Origin of the sequence: Streptomyces sp. NPDC006551 (assembly GCF_040611675.1) — a bacterium.
In the GTDB taxonomy this organism is placed as follows: Bacteria; Actinomycetota; Actinomycetes; order Streptomycetales; family Streptomycetaceae; genus Streptomyces.
Genome location: NZ_JBEXOT010000004.1, coordinates 197287 through 221977 on the forward strand (window position 1 = coordinate 197287; position 24691 = coordinate 221977).

23 protein-coding genes are annotated in these 24691 nt (G+C 70.8%); 13 read left to right on the forward strand and 10 right to left on the reverse strand.

The features are described from left to right. Nucleotides 1-39 precede the first annotated feature (39 nt). The gene (locus tag ABZY12_RS07115) at nt 40-597 is read left to right on the forward strand and encodes a quercetin 2,3-dioxygenase (protein WP_356887993.1); all 558 of its coding nucleotides are present in this window, start codon (nt 40-42) and stop codon (nt 595-597) included. After that, complete coding sequence (locus ABZY12_RS07120; protein ID WP_356887995.1) at nt 594-1481, forward strand: alpha/beta hydrolase; 888 nt, start codon at nt 594-596, stop codon at nt 1479-1481. Before ABZY12_RS07115 ends, ABZY12_RS07120 begins: the two co-directional genes overlap by 4 nt. Nucleotides 1482-1661: 180 nt before the next feature. On the opposite strand, the gene ABZY12_RS07125 is transcribed toward ABZY12_RS07120, so the two are convergent. The 5 genes from ABZY12_RS07125 to ABZY12_RS07145 all read right to left on the reverse strand — a co-directional run bounded on the left by ABZY12_RS07125 (nt 1662) and on the right by ABZY12_RS07145 (nt 7699). Further along, nucleotides 1662-3080, reverse strand: a complete 1419-nt coding sequence (locus ABZY12_RS07125; protein WP_356887997.1) for a cellulose binding domain-containing protein — start codon at nt 3078-3080, stop codon at nt 1662-1664. 73 nt (nt 3081-3153) lie between these two features. Further along, complete coding sequence (locus ABZY12_RS07130; RefSeq protein ID WP_356887999.1) at nt 3154-4662, reverse strand: beta-N-acetylhexosaminidase; 1509 nt, start codon at nt 4660-4662, stop codon at nt 3154-3156. Between the two features lie 9 nt (nt 4663-4671). Further along, a complete protein-coding gene (locus ABZY12_RS07135; RefSeq protein WP_356888143.1) occupies nt 4672-5421 on the reverse strand; it encodes a carbohydrate ABC transporter permease in 750 nt (249 codons plus the stop codon). Nucleotides 5422-5516: 95 nt separating this feature from the next. Then, a complete protein-coding gene (locus tag ABZY12_RS07140; protein ID WP_356888001.1) occupies nt 5517-6416 on the reverse strand; it encodes a sugar ABC transporter permease in 900 nt (299 codons plus the stop codon). 17 nt (nt 6417-6433) lie between these two features. After that, nucleotides 6434-7699, reverse strand: a complete 1266-nt coding sequence (locus ABZY12_RS07145) for an extracellular solute-binding protein (protein ID WP_356888003.1) — start codon at nt 7697-7699, stop codon at nt 6434-6436. 168 nt (nt 7700-7867) lie between these two features. On the opposite strand from ABZY12_RS07145, the gene ABZY12_RS07150 reads away from it, so the two are divergent. The 3 genes from ABZY12_RS07150 to ABZY12_RS07160 all read left to right on the forward strand — a co-directional run bounded on the left by ABZY12_RS07150 (nt 7868) and on the right by ABZY12_RS07160 (nt 10921). Further along, nucleotides 7868-8635: a GntR family transcriptional regulator gene (locus tag ABZY12_RS07150; RefSeq protein ID WP_356888005.1), complete on the forward strand. Its 768-nt coding sequence runs from the start codon at nt 7868-7870 to the stop codon at nt 8633-8635. A 33-nt stretch (nt 8636-8668) separates the two neighbouring features. After that, complete coding sequence (locus ABZY12_RS07155; protein ID WP_356888007.1) at nt 8669-9433, forward strand: GntR family transcriptional regulator; 765 nt, start codon at nt 8669-8671, stop codon at nt 9431-9433. Between the two features lie 120 nt (nt 9434-9553). Continuing rightward, nucleotides 9554-10921 (forward strand): pyridoxal-dependent decarboxylase, encoded by a 1368-nt coding sequence (locus tag ABZY12_RS07160; RefSeq protein WP_356888009.1) that lies wholly within the window; start codon nt 9554-9556, stop codon nt 10919-10921. 87 nt (nt 10922-11008) lie between these two features. Here the strand turns inward: ABZY12_RS07160 and ABZY12_RS07165 are convergent, their stop codons facing one another. Next, nucleotides 11009-11965, reverse strand: coding sequence for an NADPH:quinone oxidoreductase family protein (locus ABZY12_RS07165; protein WP_356888011.1), 957 nt, complete (start codon nt 11963-11965; stop codon nt 11009-11011). 531 nt (nt 11966-12496) lie between these two features. On the opposite strand from ABZY12_RS07165, the gene ABZY12_RS07170 reads away from it, so the two are divergent. Both ABZY12_RS07170 and ABZY12_RS07175 read left to right on the forward strand, forming a co-directional pair. Further along, nucleotides 12497-14482 (forward strand): RICIN domain-containing protein, encoded by a 1986-nt coding sequence (locus ABZY12_RS07170; protein WP_356888013.1) that lies wholly within the window; start codon nt 12497-12499, stop codon nt 14480-14482. Nucleotides 14483-14651: 169 nt separating this feature from the next. Further along, a complete protein-coding gene (locus ABZY12_RS07175; RefSeq protein ID WP_356888015.1) occupies nt 14652-15242 on the forward strand; it encodes a hypothetical protein in 591 nt (196 codons plus the stop codon). A 21-nt stretch (nt 15243-15263) separates the two neighbouring features. On the opposite strand, the gene ABZY12_RS07180 is transcribed toward ABZY12_RS07175, so the two are convergent. Beyond that, complete coding sequence (locus ABZY12_RS07180) at nt 15264-15545, reverse strand: hypothetical protein (protein ID WP_356888017.1); 282 nt, start codon at nt 15543-15545, stop codon at nt 15264-15266. A 144-nt stretch (nt 15546-15689) separates the two neighbouring features. Here ABZY12_RS07180 and ABZY12_RS07185 point away from each other — a divergent pair, with 144 nt between their 5' ends. After that, nucleotides 15690-16037, forward strand: coding sequence for a hypothetical protein (locus ABZY12_RS07185; protein WP_356888019.1), 348 nt, complete (start codon nt 15690-15692; stop codon nt 16035-16037). A 131-nt stretch (nt 16038-16168) separates the two neighbouring features. Here ABZY12_RS07185 and ABZY12_RS07190 read toward each other — a convergent pair whose 3' ends face one another. After that, the gene (locus ABZY12_RS07190; RefSeq protein WP_356888021.1) at nt 16169-17446 is read right to left on the reverse strand and encodes an Nramp family divalent metal transporter; all 1278 of its coding nucleotides are present in this window, start codon (nt 17444-17446) and stop codon (nt 16169-16171) included. 586 nt (nt 17447-18032) lie between these two features. Here ABZY12_RS07190 and ABZY12_RS07195 point away from each other — a divergent pair. From ABZY12_RS07195 to ABZY12_RS07215, 5 genes are read left to right on the forward strand one after another with little or no spacing between them, the layout of a single operon-like run. Further along, nucleotides 18033-19907: an ATP-binding protein gene (locus ABZY12_RS07195; protein ID WP_356888023.1), complete on the forward strand. Its 1875-nt coding sequence runs from the start codon at nt 18033-18035 to the stop codon at nt 19905-19907. A gap of 7 nt (nt 19908-19914) precedes the next feature. Next, the gene (locus ABZY12_RS07200) at nt 19915-20349 is read left to right on the forward strand and encodes a roadblock/LC7 domain-containing protein (protein WP_356888025.1); all 435 of its coding nucleotides are present in this window, start codon (nt 19915-19917) and stop codon (nt 20347-20349) included. A 2-nt stretch (nt 20350-20351) separates the two neighbouring features. Beyond that, the gene (locus tag ABZY12_RS07205) at nt 20352-20723 is read left to right on the forward strand and encodes a DUF742 domain-containing protein (RefSeq protein ID WP_355115101.1); all 372 of its coding nucleotides are present in this window, start codon (nt 20352-20354) and stop codon (nt 20721-20723) included. Next, nucleotides 20701-21324, forward strand: a complete 624-nt coding sequence (locus tag ABZY12_RS07210; protein ID WP_356888028.1) for an ATP/GTP-binding protein — start codon at nt 20701-20703, stop codon at nt 21322-21324. Before ABZY12_RS07205 ends, ABZY12_RS07210 begins: the two co-directional genes overlap by 23 nt. Continuing rightward, nucleotides 21321-21890: a GAF domain-containing protein gene (locus ABZY12_RS07215; protein WP_356888030.1), complete on the forward strand. Its 570-nt coding sequence runs from the start codon at nt 21321-21323 to the stop codon at nt 21888-21890. The genes ABZY12_RS07210 and ABZY12_RS07215 overlap by 4 nt, the downstream gene beginning before the upstream one ends. A gap of 103 nt (nt 21891-21993) precedes the next feature. On the opposite strand, the gene ABZY12_RS07220 is transcribed toward ABZY12_RS07215, so the two are convergent. Together ABZY12_RS07220 and ABZY12_RS07225 are read right to left on the reverse strand one after the other, a co-directional pair. Further along, nucleotides 21994-23193, reverse strand: coding sequence for an acyl-CoA dehydrogenase family protein (locus ABZY12_RS07220; RefSeq protein ID WP_356888032.1), 1200 nt, complete (start codon nt 23191-23193; stop codon nt 21994-21996). 569 nt (nt 23194-23762) lie between these two features. Continuing rightward, a complete protein-coding gene (locus ABZY12_RS07225; RefSeq protein ID WP_356888034.1) occupies nt 23763-24656 on the reverse strand; it encodes a transketolase C-terminal domain-containing protein in 894 nt (297 codons plus the stop codon). Between the last annotated feature and the right edge of the window lie 35 nt (nt 24657-24691).

Consider the following 24691-nt stretch of genomic DNA (forward strand, 5'->3'; position numbering starts at 1 on the left):
ACCTGACATTATTGGCGGAGTCCGATCACCGGAGAACGCATGACCATCGAGTACGCCACCCGCTACCGGCAGGCATCACGGATACCCACGGAGCCGGGCAAGCCCTACTTCATCCAGAAGGGCGAGGGGGACCGAGCCCACTTGTTCGGCGACCTGATCACCATCTACGCGGGCGGGGAGCAGACCGAGAACACCTTCAACTTCTTCACCGTCGAAGGCCCCAAGGGCGACCTCATCCCGGCCCATCTGCACACCGACACCCACGAGGTCTTCTACATCACCCACGGTGCCGTCCGACTGTTCGTCGAGGACACCGAGGGCAACCAGCAGGAGAAGCTGCTCGTCCCCGGCGACTTCGGCTTCGTGCCGAAGAACTGCCCGCACGCCTACCGCATGGAGCGCCACCACAGTCAGGTCGTCGGCGTCGCCGCCGGCCCCGGCGGCACCTTCGAGCGGTTCTTCGAGAACCTCGGCGCGCCCACCGAGCAGCTCGGCCTGCCGCACCAGCCGGTCGTCCCGGACCCCCACACGTTCGCCCGTGTCCCCGAGCGGTACGACGTGCGCTTCCTGCCCGACCACCAGTGGCGGTCACGATGACAGGAACCGGGCCCTCGCTGCGGCGACTGATCACCGCGCCCCACCCCGACCACGCGCCTCTGCCGCCCGGCGCACCCCGCGATCCCGACGTACGCGAACTGCGTGGCGTCCCGTACGCCGACGTCGACGGCAGCCGTCCGCTGGAACTCGACCTGTGGCTGCCGGAGGTCGTCCGGGACGAGCCTCTTCCGCTGGTGCTGTTCGTGCACGGCGGCGCCTGGCGACGGGGGCGGCGGGACGACATGGGCATGCGCACACGCCACTGGAATCCCACACCCTTCGCGCGCATCGCGGCCGCAGGTCTCGCTGTCGCCTGCGTCGACTACCGACTCAGCGGAGAGGCCACGTTCCCCGCCCCGCTGGACGATCTGCGCGCCGCCCTGCGCTGGCTCACCCTGCGCTCCGAGGAGCTCGGCCTCGACACCACGCGCACGGTCGTGTGGGGGGAGTCCGCCGGCGGACACCTCGCCTCGCTCCTCGCCCTGTCCCACGCCGACCCGCCGCCGGCCGGCGCCGTGATCTGGTACGCACCGAGCGACCTGACCGCCGCACGGGGCTGCTTCACCCCCGAAGACGCCGCCACCCCCGAGGCGCTCCTGCTCGGCGCGGCCCCGTCAGCCGTCCCGGGGCGCGCCCGCGCGGCGAGCCCGCTCGCCCACGTCCACTCCGGGGCCCCTCCGTTCCTTCTCGTCCACGGCGACGAGGACACCATGGTGGACCGCTCACACAGCCAATCCCTGGCCGCGGCACTGGAAGGAGCAGGATCGCCGGTCGAACTGTGCACGGTGACGGGTGCCGACCACGGCTGGCACGGGCTGCCCGATGCCCAGGTGGAGGAGGTCTTCACCCGCTCTCTGTCATTCACCCGGCGTCTCGTGGCGTGAAGTACCTCCGGCTCCTCGCGGCAGCACGAGGATGCGAACCCCGGGCGAGGGACGTCGCCCGGGATCCGGATCTCCACCATCGTGGTGCATCAGCGGCCGCTCAGCCTCCTGCGCGGGCCGCCGGCCCGCGTGCGTCCCACGCTCGCGCCCCCGTCCCGTCGGGGGGCTGGAACGGCCGGCCTACTGCGCGGCCGGTACGGAGTCCTCGAAGGTCGTGCCCGCCGACCGGTACGCCCCGACCTTGGCGGCCACCTGTGCCGGAGTCAGCACCTGGTCCTTGACGTGCAGGACGTAGTCGACCTTCTGGTCGTACCCGCGCGGCGTCGTCGAGGTCTGGCCGGCGAGGTCGATCAGCCACTGGTTGAAGTTGATGGACATGGGGCGCTCGGGGAGGTAGCGCGCGTCGTGCCGGCCGAACTCCTGGCCGTCGACGTAGTAGACGATCGCGTTGTCGTCGATGGTCAGCACCAGGTCGTGCCAGCCGGCGTAGCTCGCCCGGACCTCGGAGTGCTGGTTGACGGCCTCCCACGGGTCGGGCCGGTAGGTCTCCCACGACGTGGTGTAGAGGATGTTGCCGGGCTCGCCCCAGCCCCCGTTGGGGAGGTACTCGAAGTCGTACTCGGCGTAGTCGTCGGCCATCGGCGCCTTGAGGTCGTTGATGGTGAAGAACGTCTGGACGATGCGGTCGCCGTCCGGGCCGGACAGCGGCGCGTCGGAGAACCGCACGCGCGCCGCGTACGTGCCGTTCTTGAACTTCGTCGCGCGCGTGAGGATCTCGGTGTGCCGAGTGGACTCGCCGGTTCCGGCGGTCGAGGTCCGCAAGTTCATGATCGAGTTCGTGCCCTCCTTCGCGAAGGTGACGTTCTCGGGGGCCCACGTGGCCCCGGGCACCCCGGGGCCGCCGGAGTTGGAGCGCACGCTCCAGCCGTGGTTGGTGATCGCGGGGTCCGTGTGGCCGGTGTAGTCGAAGTCGTCGAAGAGCGCGGCCCCGGTGGGCGGCGGAGTGGTCGGGCCGGTCGGAGTCGGTTGGTTGCCCGCGGGGGCGGTGCCCCAGACCGCAACGCCGGCCACGGTCGCCGTGACCTTGGACCAGTTGGCGTACGTCGTCTGGCTCGGGCCGAAGGAGTAGTCGTCGTTCTGGTTGAGCGGCTGCCAGTCGGAGCGGTGGAAGCGGAGCTGCATGTCGCCGGTGTCCGCGCCGGGCGCGAGGGACCCCGCGCCGGCGGTGAAGCCGATCTCGAGATAGCGGTCGGCGGTCGGGGTGGGGCCGGCCAGGCTGCCGAAGGTGCCGGTGAGGTTCGCGCAGCCCTTCACGGCCCACGAGCAGGCGTAGGTGTACGACGCTCCCGGATCGGCCTTGAAGTAGTAGCGCACCTTGACCTGGCTCAACGGGACGCTCGACGTGCCGGTGTTGACCACCTTGAGCCAGGGCTCGACCTGGTCGCTACCGGTGGCGCTCTGCCGGTAATGGACGGTGACGGCCTCGCCGGCCGCCGCCGCGGGAAGCGCGGTGAGCGCGGTGGCTCCGAGCCCGGTCACCGCGGCGACGGCGAGCACGGCACGGATCCGCAGACTGCTGTTCCTGGTCGGGTCGTTCATTGGGGATTCCTCTCCTTGACGGGGGTGGGGACAGGGAGTCCGCACCGGGGCGCGGGACCGGTCACGGGCGGATTCACGGGGACACGGGGGCGAGAAGGGGCGCGGACGTCGCGGACAGACGGCGCGGCACGCCGAGGGCGTCCAGCCGGGTCCTGTGGTGCCGGAGCCGGTCCCGGAAGCCGGGCCAGTCGTGACGGCCCGTCCAGACGACCTCCGCGAGGGCGCAGAGCCGAGGGAAGGCGAGGTACTCGGCGTGCGCGTCGGTGGGCACGTACTCGGTCCACAACTGCGCCTGTGCGCCGAGGACTTGCGCCGACTCCTCCGCTCTCCACTCCGCCGGCGCCGGGTCGGTGCCGTGGACGGCGCGCAGGTCGACGATCCCGCCTCCCTGGCCGGGCGGCTCCCCGGGGCCGGCGGACTGGGGGTAGTCGAGGTAGGTGGTGCGGTGGGGTGTCATGACGACCTGGTGTCCGCGGCGGGCGGCCGTGCGGCCGTGGTCGGCGTCGCGCCACGGCATGACGGTGAAGTGCGGCGGGAGATCGGCGCCGTTCTCGGTCCAGCCGAGCGGTCGGCGGCCGGCGTCGAGAAGGTGGCGACCGATCCGTTCCATGAACCAGCCGTGCAGGGCTTGAGGACCGGACAGTCCCTCATCGGCGGCGCGTCGGCGCGCGCTGGGGGAGGCGTGCCACTCGGTGGTGGGGCACTCCTCTCCGCCGACGTGGACGTACGAGGACGGGAAGACCTCCGTCACCTCGTCCAGGACGGTACGGCAGAAGTCGAGAGCTTCGTCATGGACGCCGAGGACGGTGTCGCACACGCCCCATCGATCCCAGACGTCGTACGTGCGGCCCGGCTGATTGCCCAGCTCGGGATAGGCGGCGAGGGCGGCGCGGACATGTCCGGGCATCTCGATCTCGGGCACGACGGTGACACCGCGCTCCGCCGCGTACGTGACCAGGCCGGTGAGTTCGGCGCGTGTGTAGGCGCCGCCGTGCGGCAGCCCGCCGACCTCGGTGAGCCGGGGGAGTGCCGCGACCGGCATGCGCCAGCCCTGGTCGTCGGTGAGGTGGAGGTGGAGGACGTTGAGCTTGTGGAAGGCGAGGAGGTCGACGTACCGCCGCAGGAAGGACACGGGGCGGAAGTGGCGGGCGACGTCGAGCATGGAGCCGCGCCAGGGGAAGCGGGGTGTGTCCGTGATCTGCGCGCAGGGGACCGACCACGCGATGCCGGCCGCGGGTTCCGCGCGGAGCGCTTCGACGGGCAGGAGCTGACGGAGCGTCTGCGTTCCGGCGAGGAGGCCCTGAGGGCGGGCCGCCCGCAGCAGCACCCCTTCGGTGCCGATGGTGAGACCGTAGCCCTCCTCGCCGAGGCCGGTGAGGGCGCGGTCGAGGGCCAGGACGACGGAGCCGTCCGGACGCGCGGGGAGAGGCAGGCCGGTGGCCGGGCCGAGCAGGGTGCGCAGCAGTCCGGCCGCGGCCTCGGCGCCGGGCGAGACCTTGAGCGCGGTCGTGCCGTCGAAGGTGAACCTGCCGGGCAGGAGCGAGAGATGGGTGGGTTCGGGAACGAGTCGGGGCTGGGGCATCGCGGTGCGTTATCCCTTCACGGCTCCGCCGGTCATTCCGGCGGCGACCCGGCCTTGCAGGACCAGGAAGAGGACGAGGACGGGCAGGGCGAAGAGGGTGGAGGCGGCCATCGTGGCGCCCCAGTCGGTGCCGAAGACGTTGGAGAAGGACGAGAGCCATACGGGCAGGGTGCGGTCGTCCTGGTTCTTGATGATCAGCATGTTGGCGAAGGCGAACTCGTTCCAGGCGGTGATGAACCCGAAGAGCGAGGTGGCGAGCAGCCCGGGGGCGAGGAGGGGGAGAGTCACCCGGCGGAAGGCGGCGGCACGCGTGCAGCCGTCCACCTGCGCGGCCTCTTCGAGCTCGGCCGGGACGGCGGCCAGGAAGGAGCGGAGGGTGACGATGGTGAAGGGCAGGGTGACCATGAAGTAGATGAGGCTGAGGGTCGTCAGCCGGTCGAGCAGGTCGGCGTCCCGGGCTATGACGTACATCGGGATCAACAGCGCTTCCCAAGGCGCCACTTGAGCGATGAAGACCATGAGGATGAAGCCGCGCCGGCCGCGCCATCGCATGCGGGCGACGGCGAACGCGGCGGCGAGCGCCACCACCAGCGCGAGCAGGACGCACCCGGCGGTCACGAGGAGACTGTTGCGCCAGAAGATCCAGAAGCCGTCGGCCGCGACGGCGTCGCGGAAGTGCTCCAGGGTGACGGAGACGGGCAGGAGGTGGGGCGTCTCGGACTGGATGTCGCGGGTGGGCCGGAAGGCGGTGAGGACCATCCAGTACACCGGGAAGACGGCCAGGACGAAGACGAGTGCCGCCGCGGTGTTCAGGGGAAGTCGGCGCAGGGGAAGTCGGCGCGGGCCGCGCGGTTTCACCGGTCGGCCTCCTGTCGGAGCATGTGGCGGAAGTAGGCGATCAGCGCGGCCACGAGGATGAGGACGGTCAGGGTGGAGACGGCCGCTCCGAGGTCGTACCGGTGCAGGGACTGTGCGACCCGGTAGGCGTAGACGGGCAGCGTGGTCGTCGCCTCGCCCGGCCCGCCCTTGGTGACCGCCCAGATCTGGGCGAAGCAGCGGAAGACCCAGATGACTTCGAGGCAGAGCACGAGTCCGAAGAGCGGCCGAAGGAGCGGCAGCGTGACCGAGCGGAAGATCCGCCAGCCGCCGGCCCCGTCCAGCCGGGCCGACTCGTACAGTTCGGAGGGCACGGTCAGCAGCGCGGAGTGGAGCGTGATGGCGGCGAAGGGAACCGACTGCCAGACCACGAGCATGACCAGGACGGTGAACGCGGCCGGGCCGTCGGCCAGCCAGGAGTAGCCCTCGAAGGACTCGAATCCGAGCCGCACGAGCACCCAGTTGACCACTCCCAGCCGGGAGGCGAAGAGCCACTGGAAGACGGTCGTGGTGGCGATCACCGGGCTGGCCCACGCGAGCACGAGCCCGCTCGTCACCACGATCCGCGTCCATCGGCCGAGTCGCTGCATCATCAGCGCGACCAGTGTGCCGATCACCATGATCAGTACGACGTTGACCAGGGTCCACCAGAAGGTGCGCCTGACGACCTCCCAGAACGTGGGGTCGGCCAGGACGGTCTGGTAGTTGCGTAACCCCACGAAGCCCGCGTCGCCGCGGATGAGTTCGCCCATTCCGTACTGCTGGAACGAGATCAACAGGTTGCGCACGAAGGGGTAGGCGAGGAGGACCGCCCCGCCGAGGACGGTGGGGGCGACCAGGAGGTAGGGCCAGAAGACCGGCCCGTTCGGCCGCGTCACGGGTCGTGCGTCCCGTCTCACGAGCCGAGGGTCTCGGTGATGCTCCGGGACGCGTCCGCGGCCGCCCGCGCGGGATCGGTGCCGGTGAGCACGGCCGTCATGTACTGCTTGATCGGGTTGGTGGCTTCGACGGCCGCCCACCGCGGGGAGTTCGGCGTGGCCCGGCCCTGCGCCGCGCCCGCCGCCATGGCGGCGGTGCCCTCGTCGTTCTGGATGACGGCCGCGAGGGAGGTGCGGTTGGGGACGTAGCTCATGGTTCTGGCCAGGTCCGTCTGCCACTTCTCGCCCGCCAGCGCCTCGACGACCTCGTAGGCGGCCTCGGGGTGGGTCGAGGCCTCCGGCACGATGAGGTCGGAGCCGCCGGTGAAGACCGCGCCGGGCTTCTCCGCCGTCCTGCCCGGGATCGGGAAGAAGCCGAGCTTGCCCTTCAGCGCGGGGTTGACCTCCTCGACGATCTTCGCACCGCCGGGTACGGAGATGATCTGGGCGACGTCGCCCTTGGCGAAGACCTCGGCCTGCGGGGGCTTGGCCTCGTCGGAGTCCTTGGGCCCCTTGCCGAGGGCCTGCAGCTGTCGGTAGAAGTCCATGCCGGCGAGGGCCTGGGGGCTGTCGAGCGTTCCCTTCCAGGCCGTGCCGTCCTTGACGGCGAGATCCCCGCCCTCCTCCCAGATGAAGCCGGACAGGGTGTACCAGTTCTGGCCTGGGAGGTAGATGCCCTGCGACGTGCCCCGGTTCAGCTTCGCGGTGACGGCGAGCCACTCGGCCTGTGTCTTCGGCGGCGCGGTGACGCCCGCGCGGGAGAAGAGGTCCTTGTGGTAGATCACGACGCGGTTGGCCGCGTACCAGGGGATGCCGTACTGCTTGCCGTCGACCTTCCCGGGCTCCGCGAGTCCGGGAAGCCAGTCGGCGCCGTTCAGCTCGTCCGTTCTGTCGGTGAGGTCCCGAACGCCGCCGCTCGCCGCGTACTGCGCGACCTGGGTGTTGCCGACCTCGATGACGTCCGGGGCGTCGTTGCTGGCGAGGGCTGCCGTGACCTTCTCGCCGATGCCGTCCCATTCCTGGATCTGGATGTCGAGGTCGATGTCCTTGTGCTCCGCCTCGAAGCCGGTGCGGAAGCGCGTGAGGAAGGCGTCGGTGACGCTGTCCTTCATGATCCATACGGTGACCTTCTCCGGTCCGCCGGAGGCCGCGGGATCGCCCGATCCGCTACAGGCCGTGGCGGCGATCGCGACGGCCGCCGCGAGGGCGACGTGGGCGACGAGGGGACGAGTCTTCACGGGCACCTCGATGCATGGTTGACCAATTGGTCAAGTGGTCAGGTGTGTGACCAGAAGGTGGCATGGAGTGCGTCGGCCGTCAATCCCTTGGAAAACATGGGTTGTTCACTCAGTGACAGGGCGACCGATGCCCGTAGTATCGGACTTACCAGTTGACCAGTCAGGGAGAGCGGCATGAAGGACGGCTCCTCCAGTGGAGTGCTGAAGCGGGAGCGGGTACGAGAACACCTGCTGGGCCTCATCGAAGGAGGCGGCCCGGGTGACCCGATCCCGTCCGAGCGCACGCTCTGCGCCACCCTCGGGGTCTCCCGCCCGACCCTGCGCGCCGCCGTCGACGAACTCGTCGCCACGGGCGCGCTGGTACGGGAGCACGGCCGCGGCATGTTCGTCGCCCCTGCCAAGATCACCCAGCAACTCGCCCCCGACGACGTGCCTTTCGCCGTGCCCCGCGCATCGGGCAGTTGGTCCAGCACCGTCCTGGAGTCCGCCAGGACCCGGGCGGGCGCCCGCATCGGCCGCCGGCTCCGCCTCTCACCCGCGGCCGAACTGCTCTACGTCGCACGCCTCCGCCTCGTCGACGGCGCTCCCATGGCCATCGAGCACCTGCACATCCCGGCCGACCTGGTCGGCACCGCCCTCACCCCGGAGGAGCTGGAGGCGGGCGACCTCTACGACCACCTGCGGGAGCACCACCGGGTCCACGTCCAGGAGGCCACCCAGTCGATCGAACCCACCGTCGTCAGCGAGGACGAGGCCGCGCTCCTGGACGTCCCCGTCCTCTCGCCCGCCCTGCTGATCGAACGCCTCACCCTCGACACCGCCGGCCGTCCCGTCGAGTACGTCCACTCCGTCTACCGCGGTGACCGCTACCGCATCGTCTCCCGCCTCGACTTCACCCGCGACGGCCTCGTGACCTCCTCCACCGAGGGAGATGCATACTGACCCCAGCCGACGGCGCACCGGGGAGGGGACAGGATGGAGTTCAAGCGGGAGCGCGTCCGCGAGCATCTGCTGACCGTGATCGACAGCCGCCGTCCCGGTGACGCCATCCCGTCCGAGCGCACGCTCTGCGCCACCCTCGGGGTCTCCCGCCCGACCCTGCGCGCCGCGGTCGACGAACTCGTCGCCACGGGCCTGCTGGTACGGGAGCACGGCCGCGGCATGTTCGTCGCGCCCGACAAGATCACCCAGGAGCTGGTCGCCGAGAACCACGCGGCCGACGCCCCGCCGAGCCGGGGCAGTTGGACGAGTACGGTGCTCGACCTGCGTACGGTGCACGCGGGCGCCCGGATCGGCCGCCGACTCGCGATCTCCCCGGCGTCGGAGCTGGTGCACGTGACCCGCCTCCGGCACGTCGACGGCGCCCCGATCGCCCTGGAACACCTCCACGTCCCGGCCGACCTCGTCCCCGGCCTCACCGCCGCCGACATGGAAGGCGGCTTCTACGCCCACCTGCGCCGACGGCGCGGCATCCGACCGGCCCACGCGGTCCAGTCGATCGAGCCGACCGTGCTGAACGAGGAGGAGGCCGCCCTCCTGGACGTTCCGGTCCTGTCACCCGCGCTGCTCTTCGACCGGACCACTTCGGACACGGGCGGCAGACCGGTCGAGTACGTCCGCTCCCTCTACCGGGGCGACCGCTACCGCATCGTCTCCCGCCTCACCCTCGGCGAGGGCCGGGCCGACCCCCCGGCGGCGGACGTGGCGGGAGGCGGGGCCTGGTGGGGGACGGTCGAGTGACGGCCGGCGCGGTGGACGGGAGGGCGGTGGCCGGAACCGGCGCGGTGAGCGTGGCATGGCGGGGACCAGCACACAGGCCACGGCTTGCGCGGCTGCCGCGACGGTCGCATAGTCCGGAGTATGGACGCGCGCGAGGCGGCGCTCCGACGGGCGCATGACCATGCCGTCCGGTGGCTGGCGAGTCTGTCCGACCGCCGGGTTCCCGCCCGCGCCTCGGTCGACGAGATCGTGCGGGCGCTCGGTGCCGAACTGCCCGACGGCCCCAGCACCCCCGCCGACGTCGTCGACCTGATGGCCACGGCCTGTGAGCCGGGGCTCACGGCGTTTCCCAGCGGTCGCTTCTACGGGTTCGTGGTCGGCGGCACCGAACCGGCCGCGCTGGCCGCCGACTGGCTGGTCAGCGCCTGGGACCAGAACTGCGTGATGCGCGCCGTCTCGCCCGCGTACGCGGCGGCGGAGGACGTCGCCGGAGCGTGGCTGCTCGATCTGCTCGGCCTGCCGAGCGCCGGCTCCGTCGGCTTCACCACAGGTGCGACGATGGCGAACTTCACCTGCCTCGCCGCAGGGCGCGACACCGTGCTGCGGCGCACCGGCTGGAACGTCGACCGCGACGGCCTCACCGGCGGCCCTGCCGTACACGTCGTCGCCGGCGAGTCCCGGCACATGGCCATCGACATGGCGCTGCGCTACCTCGGGCTCGGCAGGCCGGACCTGGTGAAGGCGGACGATCAAGGGCGCATCGAGCCGGACGCCCTGCGGCACGCGCTGACGGCCGGAGGACAGAGCCCCACGATCGTGATCCTCCAGGCCGGCGACGTCCACTCCGGCGCCTTCGATCCCTTCGTCGAGAGCGTGCGTGCCGCGCGCGAGGCGGACGCGTGGGTGCACGTCGACGGCGCCTTCGGACTGTGGGCGGCCGCCTCACCGCGGTACGCCCACCTGACGGCGGGCTGCCCGGACGCGGACTCCTGGGCGACGGACGCCCACAAGACCCTGAACGTCCCCTACGACTGCGGCCTCGCGATCGTGCGTGATCCCTCTGCGCTCCGGGCGGCGATGGGCGAACGCGGCGACTACCTCATCCAGCACGAACACGGCGACCCCATCGACAAGGTTCCCGAACTCTCCCGGCGCGGCAGGGCCTTCACCGTGTGGGCCGCCCTCAGGTCTCTCGGCCGCTCAGGTGTGGCCGACCTCGTCGAGCGGCTGTGCGGGCACGCCCGTACGTTCGCGACCGGCATCGCGGAGATCGATGGTGCGACGGTGCTCAACGAGGTCGTGTTCACCCAGGTCTGCGCCGAGTTCGGAAGTGACGAACGCACGGACCGCGTACTCGCCCGGCTGCTCGAAGACGGCACGGCGTGGATCAGCGGCTCCACCTGGCACGGCCGGCGCGTCATGCGTATCTCGGTGAGCAACTGGTCGACCTCCGACGACGACGTGAGGCGCACGCTCGACGCCATCCGGCGCGCGGCCGTCAGCGCCTGACGTACGACTTCGCACGTGACGTGCGGGCCCGCGAAGCCCAGGCTCAGCGGGGACCGTACGTGACGTACGGGCTCGCGAAGCCCAGGATCAGCGGGACGTGTCGAGGATGAGCTTGCCGACGGTCCTGCGGGCTCGGAGGTCCTCGTGCGCGCGTGCCGCCTCGGTCAGGGGGTAGACGCCGCCGACCTGTGGCTTCAGGCGTCCGTCACCGACCATCTCGAGCAGCTCGGACATCGGTTCGCGGTACATGCCGGGACGCCCGACCGCGTGCATCAGCCAGAAGCCGACGACCGCGCGGGAGCGGCCCATCAGTTGCGCCGCATGGACGGGACGCGGGGGCTGCCGGCTCGCCATGCCGTACGTGACAAGTCGGCCGAAGGGCGCGAGTGCGGCGAGGGACTCGTCGAAGACCGGCCCACCGGTCATCTCGAGGACGACGTCGACCTTCCTGCCCTCGTTGGCCTCTGTCAGCCGGTCCTTGAGGCCTTCCGCGGCGGCGTCGACGGCGACGTCCGCGCCGAGGGAGAGGGCGAGATCGCGCTTCTGCGAGGTGGAGGCGGTGGCGATGACGCGTCCGGCCCCGAACATCTTGGCGAGCTGCACGGCGAGGGATCCGGTGCCGCCCGCGGCGGCGTGCACGACGAGCGATTCGCCCGGAGCCACGCGCCCCACGGTGCGCAGCAGGTGCCAGGCGGTGAGGCCCTGGACGACAAGGGCCAGGGCCTCACCGTCGCTCACCGCCTCCGGGACGTCGATCGCCAAGTCCTCCCGTACGGACGCCTTTTCGGCATAACCGCCGTAGTTGTCGGCGAGGGCGACGACCCGACGTCCGTCCTCCGTGCGGCCGACCACCTCACCGCCCGGGATCATCGGCAGAGCGGAACGGGACAGATACGAATCCTCGACCGCGTGCGTATCGGCGTAATTGACGCCGGCTGCCGAGACGTCGATCAGCAGACGGCCGGGCTCGGGCCGGGGATCTGGTACTTCCACCAGCCGCAGCACCTCGGGCCCGCCGAATTCGGTGACGTGTATGGCACGCACAGTCGCTCCTCACACCCTGCCATGTCCGGCGGAGCTCTCCAGCGGAGCCCGCCGTCCTCACGTTCCCATCGGGCGAGAGACATTACCAACTGCTCAGTATGTGAGCTGCGCCACTCCTGAGGCATCGGGACGCCTTATGGATTCCCCAAGCAACTGTTTCTGATTCGCACCATGCGTGATGGCGGGAATTCTTTGGAGTGAGGCATTCCGTTGACTGCGAGTCAAATAGCGGCGTCGTTTATCTCGATCGGATAACGAGAAGGCCGTCAAAGACTGAACCATTCTTGCCTCTATGTCTCAACTTCCGTGTGACACAAGCAATTTGATGGATCGTCATTTCGAACCACCAGGTAACGGAACGCACATATTCGTTCGGCCCCTCTATGTCTGAATTTTCTGTCCCGGCGTTCTGGCAGGCTTCCGCGCACTGTTCTCCGATCACGGAAGAGGTGCCACTTGTCAGGACGTCGAAGACTGAAGCCGCGTCGCCGTAGGGCCCCCGGTCTCATACTCGCCGCGGCCGTCGCCGCCATGGCGGTCGTCGCAGGCGTGACCTACGAGGCCGCCGGGCCGGCGGCCGGGACCGACCGCCCTGTGCCGCTCGCCCAGCCCGCCGGTACACCGACCACGGCGCCCGTGCCGGCCGCCGGACCCGCGCGGGACGAGAAGCCGGAACCCCTGGTCAAGAAGCCGAAGAACGAGCCCGAACGCGGACTCGTCTACGAGGGTTTGACGCCTGCGCCCGAGGGGGATCCGTGCGCCGGCGTCTACCGCACGACGGCCGGCCACTGTACGCACGGCCCGGACGCCCCTCCGAAGGGCGTCGACATCAAGAAGGACACGCCTCCGGCCGTCGAGGCGGTTGCCCCCGCCGAGGACCCGGCCAAGCAGGCGCCCGACCGGTCCGACGACAAGGCGTCAGGCGCGGAACTGCCCCGGACCTCCACCCCCGCGCTCGACGCCGCCGCACCGGAGCAGGGCGGCCCGCCGGAGGGGACGGCCTCCGGCACCCGCAAGGCAGCGGCGACCGGCCCCGCCGGGCAGACCGTGCAGTGCGACGGTGACGGCACGACCGGCAACCGCGTCCAGGTGGTCTACGTCCACGCCCCGGGAACGGACCGGTACGCCACGTACCTGGCGTCCTTCCGCAAGTGGGCGGCGGACGCCGACCTGATCTTCTCCGTGAGTGCCCAGGACACCGGCGGCGTACGGCACATCCGCTATGTCACCGGCTCGGACTGCGTGCCGACGGTGCTCAACATCGAGCTCCCCGCCTCGGCGCTGGCCGAGTTCAGCGCCATGAACCGAGCGCTCGCCGCCCGGGGTCTGGACCGCCGTGACCGCAAGTACATGATCTTCGCCGATGCCCAGGTGTACTGCGGCATAGGGACCTTCGCCGGTGACGAGCGGCCCGCCCAGAACAACCTCAGCAACTTCGGCCCCTCCTACGGACGTACGGACACAGGCTGCTGGGGCGGCCACACCGCCGCCCACGAACTGGGCCACAACCTCGGCGCGGTGAACAACAGCGCACCCAACACCAGCCGGGGCGCCCACTGCACCGACGAGTGGGACGTGATGTGCTACTCGGACAGCCCGTACTACCCGCGGATGCGTTCGATCTGTCAGAACGGCGCCTACGAGAACCGGCTGGACTGCAACCACGACGACTACTTCCACACCAACCCCCGGCCCGGCAGCTATCTGGCCACGCACTGGAACATCGCCGACAGCCAGTTCCTCATGCGTACCAGGGGAACCACCCAACCCGATCCGACGCCCACACCGACACCCACCCCGACTCCGACCGGCGGGCCGACGGGCGGTCCGTCCACGGCGCCTTCGGTCACCATCGGGCAGATCGCGCCGGACTCGGTCGTGGCCACCTGGCCGGCCGTGAGCAACGCCGCCTGGTACCAGCTCTTCCTTGACGGCAAGGCCATCGGATGGGTGAAGGGGAACAGCGCCCGCGTCTACAACCTGAAGCCCGGCAGCGACCACACCCTCGCCGTCTCCGTGCGGGACCTGTCCGGGAAGGACAGCGGTCCGGGCAAGGCCACATCCTTCCGCACCGCCGCCGACGGCGGCACGACGCCGAACACGCGCTACGTCCTCACGAACGGCGCCACCGGCACGGCCGCGGAAGTGTGGGGCGGCCGGACCGCGGACGGAACCGTGCTGGTCGGGTCACCACGCACCGGCTACGCCCCTCAGCAGTGGTACGTCGACGACGCGGGCAACGGTTACGGCCGCATCCGCTCCGGCGCGTCGGGCAAGTGTCTCCAGACAGGCGGTACGGCCGGCCCGGGCATGTGGGTGTCCCAGCAGCCCTGCGGCAACGCCGCCGCGCAGCTGTGGAAGCTCGCTCCCACCGGCAACGGCCTGATGATCACCGCGGGTGCGAGCCGCTACGCGCTGGGCGTCAGCAACCGGCCGTACTACGGATCCTGGCTGATCGAGCTTCAGCACGCGGTCGGGGCGCCGGCGCAGATCTGGACGTTGCAGAAGTCCGCCTGACCCACTGACCGGCTCCGGCCGGAGCGCCCGCCGCGATGACGGCCGGCGGACGGTGCCTGACCGTCCGCCGGCCGTTGCCCCCTTCCGGTCCCCGAACCCTTCCGCCCTTCGGCTCCTCACACCGAACTGTCCTTTGGAGGACGCTGTGCACTCCCTGCGTTCAGCGACCGTGGCCACCGCCTTGGCAGCGGCCGTCCTGACGGTCCTCGCGACCACCCCCGGCACCGCCCGAGCCCACGGAGGCACCCTCGCGGTCGACATCGCCGGGCATGACCACGGACGCGTGACGGCCCAGGTCACCTGGGAGAACGACAAGGACTCCGTCGACGAACGGGTCGCCGCCACCGTCAACGCCGTCAGTGTGGACGGCGGGCGCACAGAGGGACCGTGGATCCTGGTGCGTGACCCCTCCGACGAAAAGCGCTTCACCACCGCGGAGGCGCTGCCTCCCGGCCGCTGGAAGGTCTCGGTCGAGGTGGGCCATCCCGCCCTCGGCCGCGACGAGGCGGACATCACCGTGCCCGCCGCCGAACGGACGAAGACCTCACCCGCCCCACCCGCGCCCGCGCCCCACCGGCCCACGGTCACGACGACGCCCCGGCCCACGGTCACGACGACGCCCCGGCCCACGGGCACGACAGTGGCCGCCGAGGCGCCTTCCTGGCTGCCCGGCACCGCGGCGGCGGCCGGCGGAGTCCTCCTGGCCGGCGGCTCGGCTGCCTTCCTCGTCGTCCGGAACAAGCGCCGGGGCAGAACGTGACGCCGTGCGCGGACCCAACGCCTACCGGTGGTCGACGCGGCTGGACTTGTGGGGGTGCTCCCCGTCGTCGGGGGCGCTGTTCACGGGCGGCCTTTCCTCTTCGAGTCGAGCGTCTGCTCCTGACCACCAGCCCTGGGTCATCTCGGCGAACCACCACGTGCCCGCTATCACGCATGACCACAACAGTCCGCTCCCCACCGCTGTGGGCCAAGGCGCGTGCTCCGCCCACCGCTCCACGGCGGCCAGCGTGGCCCACCCGATCAGCAGTACGCACGCGAGCCGTACACGTCGATGCTTGAACATGCGCACCCGGCTACCCGAGGCGGGAAGGATCACACACTCGGCGCCGGCTTCGAGAGCAGACATCCCACTGCCGCACGGTAGTCAACTCCTCGGCTCACGGATGCGCGGTCCGACAACCCGACGCGGCTTTGCGAAACTACTTCCGTGGCATACGAAGCACCTGATGACGCAGCGGTCGCGACCATGGCCGCCCTCTTCGATCCCGAGCCGGCCAGGTGGGGTATGCGCGGAGACCCCCACGTGTGGCGGGCCTTGCGTGACCACCTGTCCGGTACGGACGTCCCGCCGTCGGTCGATGAAGTCACCGCCCTGCTGCGGGCGGCGTTCAGCGAACTCGTGGGTCTCGACCTCGCCGCGGCCGAGCCTTCGGCCGTCTACCGGGAGCAATACGCCCACGGCGGGATGTCCAGCGGCATGGTCCACCTCGACACCTGGCGCGAGAACCTGATGCCCCTGCTCACGGAGCGTGCCAGGGCCCTGTCGGAGGGCTGACCGCGACCGCGCCGCAAACCTTCGGGCATACACATACGTGCCGCTCTGCCGCACCGGGAGCCGCCGCCCTCCGTGTCGCCCGCCCACGCCGTGAACGTCCGACGGGCGACGCGAGAGGGGGCCACCCACGACTACCAGGGCAGGTCGCGGACCTGTTGGACGCAGAGCACCAGGAACAGCAGGCCCGCCGCCCCCAGCATGCCGTTGCTCAGCAGGCCGTTGCGCCAGTCGGCAGGTGTGCGGGAGGAGTTGAGCAGCCACAGCAGGGTGAGGGCCAGGAACGGCATGAAGAGGGCGCCGATCACCCCGTACGCGACGATGAGGCCGAACGGCTGGTCGAGGAAGAGCAGGCTGATGGGCGGGAAGGTGAGCCAGAGCAGGTAGGCCCGGAAGGGCAGGGACTTGTCCGGGCGCGTGCCGGGGCCGGTCAGGGACGGCCGGTACTTCGTCACGAAGTCGGCGAACATCAGGCTCACCCCGTGCCAGACGCCGATCAGCGAGGTGAAGGACGTGGCGAAGAAGCCGATCAGGAAGAGCTTGGCCGTCGCCGCCCCGTAGCGGTCCTCCAGGACGGCGCTCAGGTCGAGCAGACCCCTGTCGCCCTTCGCCAGCGCCACGCCGGACGAGTGCAGCAGCTCCGCCCCGACGAAGAGCATGGCCACCACGAAGATCCCGGTCGTGAGGTAGGCGACGCGGTTGTCGAGCCGCATCACCTTCATCCAGCTCGTGTCCGTCCAGCCCTTGGCGTTGACCCAGTAGCCGTACGCGGCCAGCGTGATCGTGCCGCCCACGCCGCCGATCAGGCCGAGCGTGTAGAACAGCGACCCGTCCGGAAGGACGGGCGCGAGGCCGGCGAAGGCGCTGTCGAGACGGGGCGTGACCCTGATCGCGAGGTAGACGGTGACGAGGAACATCACGCCGACCAGGACCGTCATGACCTTCTCGAAGACGGCGTACCGGTTGAACCAGACGAAGACCAGACCCACCAGGCCGCACAGCACGGCCCAGAGCTTGAAGTCCATCACGTCCGGGAAGAGCGCGGCCAGCGGAAGCGCGCTGGACGACATCGCCGCGGCGCCGTAGACGAAGCCCCAGACGACGACGTACCCGGCGAAGTAGACGGTGGTCCAGGAGCCGAGGCTGCGCCAGCCGTCGAAGAGGGTACGGCCGGTGGCGAGGTGCCAGCGGCCCGCCGCCTCGGCCAGCGAGATCTTGACCAGACAGCCGATCACCGCCGCCCAGAGCAGGGTGTAGCCGAACTTGCCGCCGGCGATGAGGGTGGCGACGAGGTCGCCGGCACCGACGCCGGTCGCCGCCACGACGATACCCGGCCCGATGGACCGCCACGACGCCTTGCGCTGCGCCTCGTTCCCTCTGCCCGCGGTATCGGTCTGCTTGGTGTCCGCCATGCGTGGCCGCCCTCTCGTTCGCCCCGGAGATGATGATGACGGGGCCACCAAAACGGGTCGGCGGCGGTCGCGCAAGAGGCCCGCGCATGGCAGCGGGCCCCGCACGTGCGAGAAGGCACCGGCTCGGGGCTTCGGCCCATACGGACAGTCACCTCGTGCGGGCGGCCGGAATCCGGCCGGAGGCGAACCCGGGGGGCACGGTGCGACCGGTGAGCGGCGCGCGGGGACACCGGCCGGAGCACACCCGAGGCCGCCCCCGCCACCGGCCCGGGGGCGGCCGGCGGATTCCGGTCAGCGGTGTTTTCCGCGCACGGCTGGGGCGCGCACCCGCCTCCACCCCCTTCCGTTCCGCCGCCTTCCCGCGCACCGACGACTTTCGGCCGAGCGTTCTCGGCCTTGCGTGCGGGGGCTGATACCAGAGTGGGACGCTCTACGGGTAAGTTTGCCAACTGCGCACCGCACATGAACGGTTGACGACTACAGTGTGTGCTTGGTGATCATCGGTAGGCTCATCGCACCCACGTAGTACAGACCCGTCAGTACACATCGCAGTACGCCGATTCCTGGGCACGTACCAAGGACACTCATGTCTCAACTTCGCGCACCCGCCTCGCGGTCCGAACGCCGCGAGGGCGGGCGGCACGGCCGGACAGGCGCCCGCTCCGCTCCCCCCGCGGGCGCCCCCAACCCGGCGCAGCGCTCCGCGCCGCTGTCGATGGAAGCCCGCATACGCCCCCAACTCCTGCGCACCTCCGTACTCCCGGCCGTGGCGGTGGCCCTCGGCGGCGCCGCCGCCGTGCTCTTCACCATCCGCTCCACCGGCGCCAGCCCGACCCCGGGACTCTGGGCCGCGCTGACGGGCGCCGCCGCCCTCACGATCGCCTCCGTCACCGCGGCGGCGCTCGGGGCCGACCGGGCCGCCAAGGCGGTCCTGGACCGCTGCAACGCCCTGCGCCGCTCCAGCGCCCGCGGGCAGAGCGAACTGCGTACGATCGTCGAACAGTTGCGCCGGGGCGACGGACCGCCCGCCCGCCCCGCCGCTCCGCCCGCCGCCGCGTCCGGTGACGAGTTCGACCTGCTGGCACAGGAGCTGAACCGTTCCCACGAGGCCGCCGTGGCCGCCGTGGTCCAGGCGTCCCGGCTCTCCAGCAGCGTCGGCAACGAACAGAAGGTCGAGGTCTTCGTCAACCTCGCCCGCAGGCTCCAGTCCCTCGTGCACCGCGAGATCCAGCTCCTGGACGAGCTGGAGAACGAGGTCGAGGACCCGGAGCTGCTCAAGGGCCTGTTCCACGTCGACCACCTGGCCACCCGCATCCGGCGTCACGCCGAGAACCTCGCGGTGCTCGGCGGCGCCATCTCTCGCCGGCAGTGGTCGAACCCGGTCACCATGACCGAGGTGCTGCGCTCCTCCATCGCGGAGGTCGAGCAGTACCCGCGCGTGAAACTCGTCCCGCCGATCGCCGGTACGCTGCGGGGCCATGCCGTGGCCGACGTCATCCACCTTCTCGCCGAACTGGTCGAGAACGCGACGCTGTTCTCCGCTCCGCACACCACGGTGCTGCTGCGGGCCCAGTACGTCACCGCGGGCCTCGCCATCGAGGTCGAGGACCGCGGCCTGGGCATGCCGGTCACCGAGCAGAACAAGATGAACGCCCTGCTCTCCGACCCCGACCAGGTCAATGTGGCTCATCTGCTCCAGGACGGCCGCATCGGACTCTTCGTCGTCTCGGCGCTCGCGCGGCGCCACGGCATCGCCGTACGCCTCCAGTCGAACATCTACGGCGGTGTCCAGGCCGTACTCGTGCTGCCGCAGGGGCTCCTCGGCGCCGATCCCGAGGGACTCGCGCAGAACGACGGCCAGGCGACGGGCGCCGCGGCCCAGGCCCAGGCCGCCGCTCAGAGCCAGCCCCCGGCCGTCGGTCCGGCTCCGGCCCAGCCGACCGCCGCCCCGTCGCACACGGCTCCGGCGGTGACCGGCACGCCCGCTCCCGTACCCGTACGGACGCCCGCGACCACCCCCGTACGGGAACCGCTGGCCGCACCCGTACGGGACCCGCAGGCCACACCGGAGCCCGAACCCGCGCAGCGGGCGCGGTCGTACACCGCGTCGGCGTCCGCGGTGCCGCTCCAGCCGACGCGCACCGGCGACCCCTACCCGGCCGCCGACCGTCCCCGCACCGGAGGCGCTCCGCTCCCCCCTCAGGCACCTTCCGGCCCGCCGGCCCCGCCGGCGTCCACGGCGGCGCGCGCGGAAACGCCGGCCCGCCCCCTCCTCCCCAAGCGGCGTGCCCAGGAGCACCTCGTCCCGCAGCTGCGCGACGAGCCCGCGGCCCGCAAGCCCGAGGAGCACACTCTGCACGACCCGGGTCTGATGGCCGCGTTCCAGCGCGGCATCGGACTCGCCGAATCCCAGCCCTCCCCCCAAGAACCGCTGCGTCCCGGTGACGCGCACAAGGAGTAGATGCACCATGGCGAGCAATGCGCCGAACGGCCATTCCTCGGATCTCGACTGGCTGCTGAGCGGTCTGGTCCAGCGGGTCCCGTACACCCGCAACGCTGTACTGCTCTCCTCCGACGGCCTGGTGAAATCGGTTCACGGCCTCGACACTGACGCCGCCGACCACATGGCCGCCCTGGCCTCCGGGCTGTACTCGCTCGGCCGCAGCGCCGGCGCCCGCTTCGGCGACGGCGGCGAGGTGCGGCAGGTGGTCGTCGAACTCGACTCCACCCTGCTGTTCGTCTCCACGGCCGGCTCCGGCACCTGCCTGGCGGTGCTCGCCGGGCGCGAGGCGGACGCCGCCGTGCTCGGCTACGAGATGGCGATGCTGGTCAAGAGCGTACGGCCGTACCTCGTCACGCCCGCCAGGCAAGCGGCGGGTGCGGCGGGCAGCGCGGGGCAGTGAGCGTGACGTCTCCACAGGAGGGACCCTGGCTCGACGACGCGGCCGGCCGGCTGATCCGCCCGTACACCGTGAGCGGCGGGCGGACCCAGCCCACCACGGCGCTGGACCTTCTCTCCATGGTGATGGCGACGGGCTCCTCCCCGCAGCCGCACATGGGTCCCGAGCACAGCCTGGCCCTCGGGCTGTGCGACGGACCCACCTCCGTGGCGGAGATCGCGGCGCACTTACGGCTCCCGGCGGTCGTCACCAAGGTCCTGCTCTCCGATCTCGTGGACTGCGGGGCTCTCACCGCCCGCGCCCCCCGTTTCCACGCCAATCCAACCGACCGTTCCTTGCTGGAGGCAGTGCTCGATGGCCTACGACAACGGCTCTGAGCGCCACGAGAGTTTCGCGACCGACCCGTTCCCCACCGCTCTGAAGATCCTGGTGGCGGGCGGCTTCGGCGTGGGCAAGACGACTTTCGTGGGCGCGGTCAGCGAGATCGAACCGCTGAGCACCGAAGAGCTGCTGACCCAGGTCAGCGCGGCCACCGACAGCCTGGAGGGCGTGGAGTCCAAGACCACGACCACGGTCGCGATGGACTTCGGGCGCATCACCCTCGACGACCGCCATGTGCTGTACCTGTTCGGGACTCCGGGCCAGGAACGCTTCTGGTTCATGTGGGACGAGCTCTCCGAGGGCGCCCTCGGAGCGGTCGTCCTCGCCGACACCCGCCGACTGCAGGACTGCTTCTCCGCGGTCGACTTCTTCGAGCGGCGGGGCATCGGATTCGTCGTGGCCGTCAACGAGTTCGACGGCGCCCACCGCTACGAGCCGGACGAGGTGCGGGCCGCGCTCGACCTCAAGCCCGAGGTGCCGGTCGTGATGTGCGACGCCCGGATCTCCAGCGCCGGAATCCGCACGCTGCTCACCCTCGTCCAGCATCTGCTCACCACCATCCCGGCCGCCGTGCCGAGCTACGGAGCACCGACATGACCTACGACCCGACCGGTCATCTGCTGCTGACCCCCATCGACCGGGAGGCGCCCGTCCGTGTGCGGCGGCTGCGCGAACTGGGGCTGGGGGAGCGGCCGGAGCCTGCCTTCGACGAGTTCGCCCACCGCCTGGCGGAGGTGACCGGTGCCCCGTACTCGATGGTCAACTTCATCGACGAGAACCGCCAGTTCTTCGCCGGGCTGCACACTCCGGCCGGTACCCACACGGGCAGCGATCTGGGCGCGGCGGCGGCCGGCGGCAACGTCGGCCGGTTCATGGCCCGCGACCACGGCTACTGCCCGCACGTGGTGGTGCGCCGCAAGGCCCTGGTCCTGGAGGACGTCTGCGACTACCCGCGCTTCGCGGGGAACCCGGTGGTGGACGAGATCGGCATCCGTTCCTACATGGGAGCGCCGCTGATCGACCGTACGGGCGTGGCGCTGGGCACGATCTGCGTGGTCGACACCGATGTACGGCCGTGGGGCCGGGCCGGTCTGGAGACCATCAAGACCCTGGCGGCAGAGCTGGTGGAGCAGATCCACCGCCGCGAGGAGGGCCTGATCTGACGCACGGCGGCGCCCCGGAACGGCATGAGGCCGAGCCGGGGCGCTTCCGTGTCCGCGCCCTGCGCGTGCCGAGAAGTCCTTCCGTGGCGGTGCCGCCCTCTGGTCAGACGTGAACGGGCTCCAGCTGCACCAGCTCGGACAGCTTCTCGGACCAGCTTCCCTTGGCGGTGCCGAGGGCGACCTCGGCGAGACGGAGCAACTGGATGTCCGAGGTGCCGGCGGGGGCGAAGATGTGGTGCGCGTCGCGCAGGTAGCGCTCGATCGGGCGGTCCGTGAAGAGCCCCGCGGCGGCGTGGATCTCCATCGCGTTGCGGGCGGAGTCGAGCGCCGACTCGACGTTGAACAGCTTGGCGTTCATCAGCTCGGCGTCGCAGGACAGACCGCGGTCGAGCAGATGCACCGCGTGGTACGCGGTGAGCCGGGCCGTCATCAGCCGGGACTGCATCTGGCCCAGTTTCAGCTTGACCGAGGGGAGTTCGTGGAGCGGCTTGCCGTAACGGTGGCGCTCGGCCGAGAAGCGGGTGGTCTCCTCCAGGATCGCCTGGTGGATGCCGAGCGAGACGGCGGTGAGGTTGGCGCGGCCGTAGAGGACGCTGGAGGAGTACGCCACGGACAGCCCGTCGCCCTCGTCGCCGAGGCGGTTGGAGGCCGGGACCCGGCAGTTCTCGAAGATGAGCTCGCCGAAGCTGAAGCCGTGCAGACCCATGGCCGGCTTCTGGGGGCCGGTCCGGAAACCGGGGCGGTCGGATTCGACCAGGAAGGCCGTGAGGCCCTTGGAGCCGGGACCGGTCCTGACCACCACGCCGTGCAGGTCGCCCACGTGGCTGTTGCCGACGAACACCTTGCTGCCGTTGAGGATGTAGTCGTCCCCGTCGCGGACCGCGCTCGCGGTCATGCCCAGGACGTGCCCACCGGACTCGGGCTCGGTGACCGCGATGGTGGGCAGGCACTCGCCGGCCGCGATGGCCGGGAGCCAGGTCTTGCGCTGCTCGTCGCTGCCGAAATGCACGATCTTGGCGGTGCCGAGCTGGGAGGCCTGGACCATGGCGCCCATCGCGCCACTGACCCGGGAGAGCTCCTCGATGATGATGGTCTTGGCGAGATGTCCCGCCCCCATGCCGCCGTACTCCTGGCTGATTGTCGCTCCCAGCCATCCCTGTTCGGCGATCAGCCGTGACAGTTCATGGTGTACGGATCGGGACGCCTCCATGGCGGGTATCCGTGGCCGAACCTCACTCTCCGCGAAGGCTCGGACTGTCTCCCTGAGCTGATGATGGAGCCGGCTGCTGAAGTAGCTGTCCATACGAGTCCTCCTCTGCGAACGCCTGCTCGTTCGGTTGTTCGAGCAGGTGGTGCATCGGCAGTGGTCCCGTCCCGAACAGGCCGACCACTTCATGGTGTTGATCTTTCGGGAGTGGAGCAATATCGCCACGGAGTTTGTCTGAAAACGGAGTGGTTGACTCTTGAATCTGACTGTGTTTCGCGTGGTCTTGGCATGCTGGGTCCGGCCACCACGTCATTCCCACGGGGCATCTTTCTGCCACATGCCAACGGCAAGCGTTTCCGGGGCATATGGCCTTGAGGGCCCCCTGGTCACCTCATAGGCCCCTTCTTCACCAAAGGGGTGCTGTTCCGGAAGCGTCCCCGGTTCCGGACGGGTGAGGATCCACGGGCCTTCCCGGCGCTCGAACCCCCGGGCGCCGGCTTCGGACGCCGCGTACAGGGGTGACCGGCGGCGCCGGGGCGCTTCACGTAGCGTGACGGTCGCGTGCTCCGGCGCGTACGCCGGTTTCCACGCCGGTTCCGCCCCCGGTACCTCCCCCTCCGTGCCCGCCCCGGTGCCGGCCCCGGTGCCCGCGCCGAGTCCTCCGCTCAACGGGCGAGGAACCTCGTGATCCGCTCCCGCAGGCCCGCCGGATCGAGGGCGTGCGCGGCCAGGTGCTCGTCGATGCTTCCGTACTTGCGCAGCTCGCGGCGTGAGACACCCAGCCCCAGGAGGCGGTGCGGGACCTCGGCGAGCGCGTCATTGGCGGCGGCCGTCGAGGTGCCGGCGAGGTAGGGCTCCACCAGGACGACGTCCGCGCGGGCCGCCGCGGTCGCCCGGCGCAGGGTCGCGGCGTCGAAGGGGCGGATCGTGGAGGCGTAGAGGACGGTCACGTCGAGGGCCTCGGTGGCGGCCAGCACGTTGTCCAGCATGGGGCCGACGGCGACGACCACTCCGGAACGGCCCTCGCGCAGCTCGGTGAAGCCCGTGGACACCGGGCGGGGAGAGGCGTTGGACTGCAGCGAGAGCCGGATGTAGACGAGATCGTCCCCGGCGACGGCTCCGCGCAGCAGGGCCTCGGCCTCGTCCGGGTGGCCCGGGACGTGCACCGTCCAGCCGTCCAACGTGTCGAGGAGGGCCACGTCCCCGGGCGACATATGGGTGAAGCCGCCGGCCGGCCAGTCGTACGAGGCGCCGGCGCTGACGAACACCCCGCCGACCCCCTGGTGCCCGAAGTCCAGCTTGAGCTGCTCGAAGGGGCGCTCCACCAGGAAGCTCGCGAACGTGTGCATCACCGGCCGCATCCCGGTCAAGGCGAGGCCGCCGCCCGCGCCGATCAGGAGCTGCTCCCGGATGCCGACGTTGATCACCCGGTCGGGATGGCGTCGCTCGGCATCGCCGAACCCGTCCCTGCTGATCTCCGCGAGGACGAGCGCGAGGCGGGGATCCTCGTCGAGAAGGCGGCTGGTGGTCGAGATGAAACGGTCGCGCATGGTGTCCATGGAACGGCTCTCCTGAGGGGTGCGGATCTGGCGGG

Bases quoted from the DNA above. Each gene is read 5' to 3' on its own strand.
- ABZY12_RS07115 (WP_356887993.1), top strand. From the start codon at position 40: ATGACCATCGAGTACGCCACCCGCTACCGGCAGGCATCACGGATACCC.
- ABZY12_RS07120 (WP_356887995.1), top strand. From the start codon at position 594: ATGACAGGAACCGGGCCCTCGCTGCGGCGACTGATCACCGCGCCCCAC.
- ABZY12_RS07125 (WP_356887997.1), bottom strand. From the start codon at position 3,080: ATGAACGACCCGACCAGGAACAGCAGTCTGCGGATCCGTGCCGTGCTC.
- ABZY12_RS07130 (WP_356887999.1), bottom strand. From the start codon at position 4,662: ATGCCCCAGCCCCGACTCGTTCCCGAACCCACCCATCTCTCGCTCCTG.
- ABZY12_RS07135 (WP_356888143.1), bottom strand. From the start codon at position 5,421: ATGGTCCTCACCGCCTTCCGGCCCACCCGCGACATCCAGTCCGAGACG.
- ABZY12_RS07150 (WP_356888005.1), top strand. From the start codon at position 7,868: ATGAAGGACGGCTCCTCCAGTGGAGTGCTGAAGCGGGAGCGGGTACGA.
- ABZY12_RS07155 (WP_356888007.1), top strand. From the start codon at position 8,669: ATGGAGTTCAAGCGGGAGCGCGTCCGCGAGCATCTGCTGACCGTGATC.
- ABZY12_RS07160 (WP_356888009.1), top strand. From the start codon at position 9,554: ATGGACGCGCGCGAGGCGGCGCTCCGACGGGCGCATGACCATGCCGTC.
- ABZY12_RS07170 (WP_356888013.1), top strand. From the start codon at position 12,497: ATGGCGGTCGTCGCAGGCGTGACCTACGAGGCCGCCGGGCCGGCGGCC.
- ABZY12_RS07180 (WP_356888017.1), bottom strand. From the start codon at position 15,545: ATGTTCAAGCATCGACGTGTACGGCTCGCGTGCGTACTGCTGATCGGG.
- ABZY12_RS07190 (WP_356888021.1), bottom strand. From the start codon at position 17,446: ATGGCGGACACCAAGCAGACCGATACCGCGGGCAGAGGGAACGAGGCG.
- ABZY12_RS07195 (WP_356888023.1), top strand. From the start codon at position 18,033: ATGTCTCAACTTCGCGCACCCGCCTCGCGGTCCGAACGCCGCGAGGGC.
- ABZY12_RS07200 (WP_356888025.1), top strand. From the start codon at position 19,915: ATGGCGAGCAATGCGCCGAACGGCCATTCCTCGGATCTCGACTGGCTG.
- ABZY12_RS07210 (WP_356888028.1), top strand. From the start codon at position 20,701: ATGGCCTACGACAACGGCTCTGAGCGCCACGAGAGTTTCGCGACCGAC.
- ABZY12_RS07215 (WP_356888030.1), top strand. From the start codon at position 21,321: ATGACCTACGACCCGACCGGTCATCTGCTGCTGACCCCCATCGACCGG.
- ABZY12_RS07220 (WP_356888032.1), bottom strand. From the start codon at position 23,193: ATGGACAGCTACTTCAGCAGCCGGCTCCATCATCAGCTCAGGGAGACA.
- ABZY12_RS07225 (WP_356888034.1), bottom strand. From the start codon at position 24,656: ATGGACACCATGCGCGACCGTTTCATCTCGACCACCAGCCGCCTTCTC.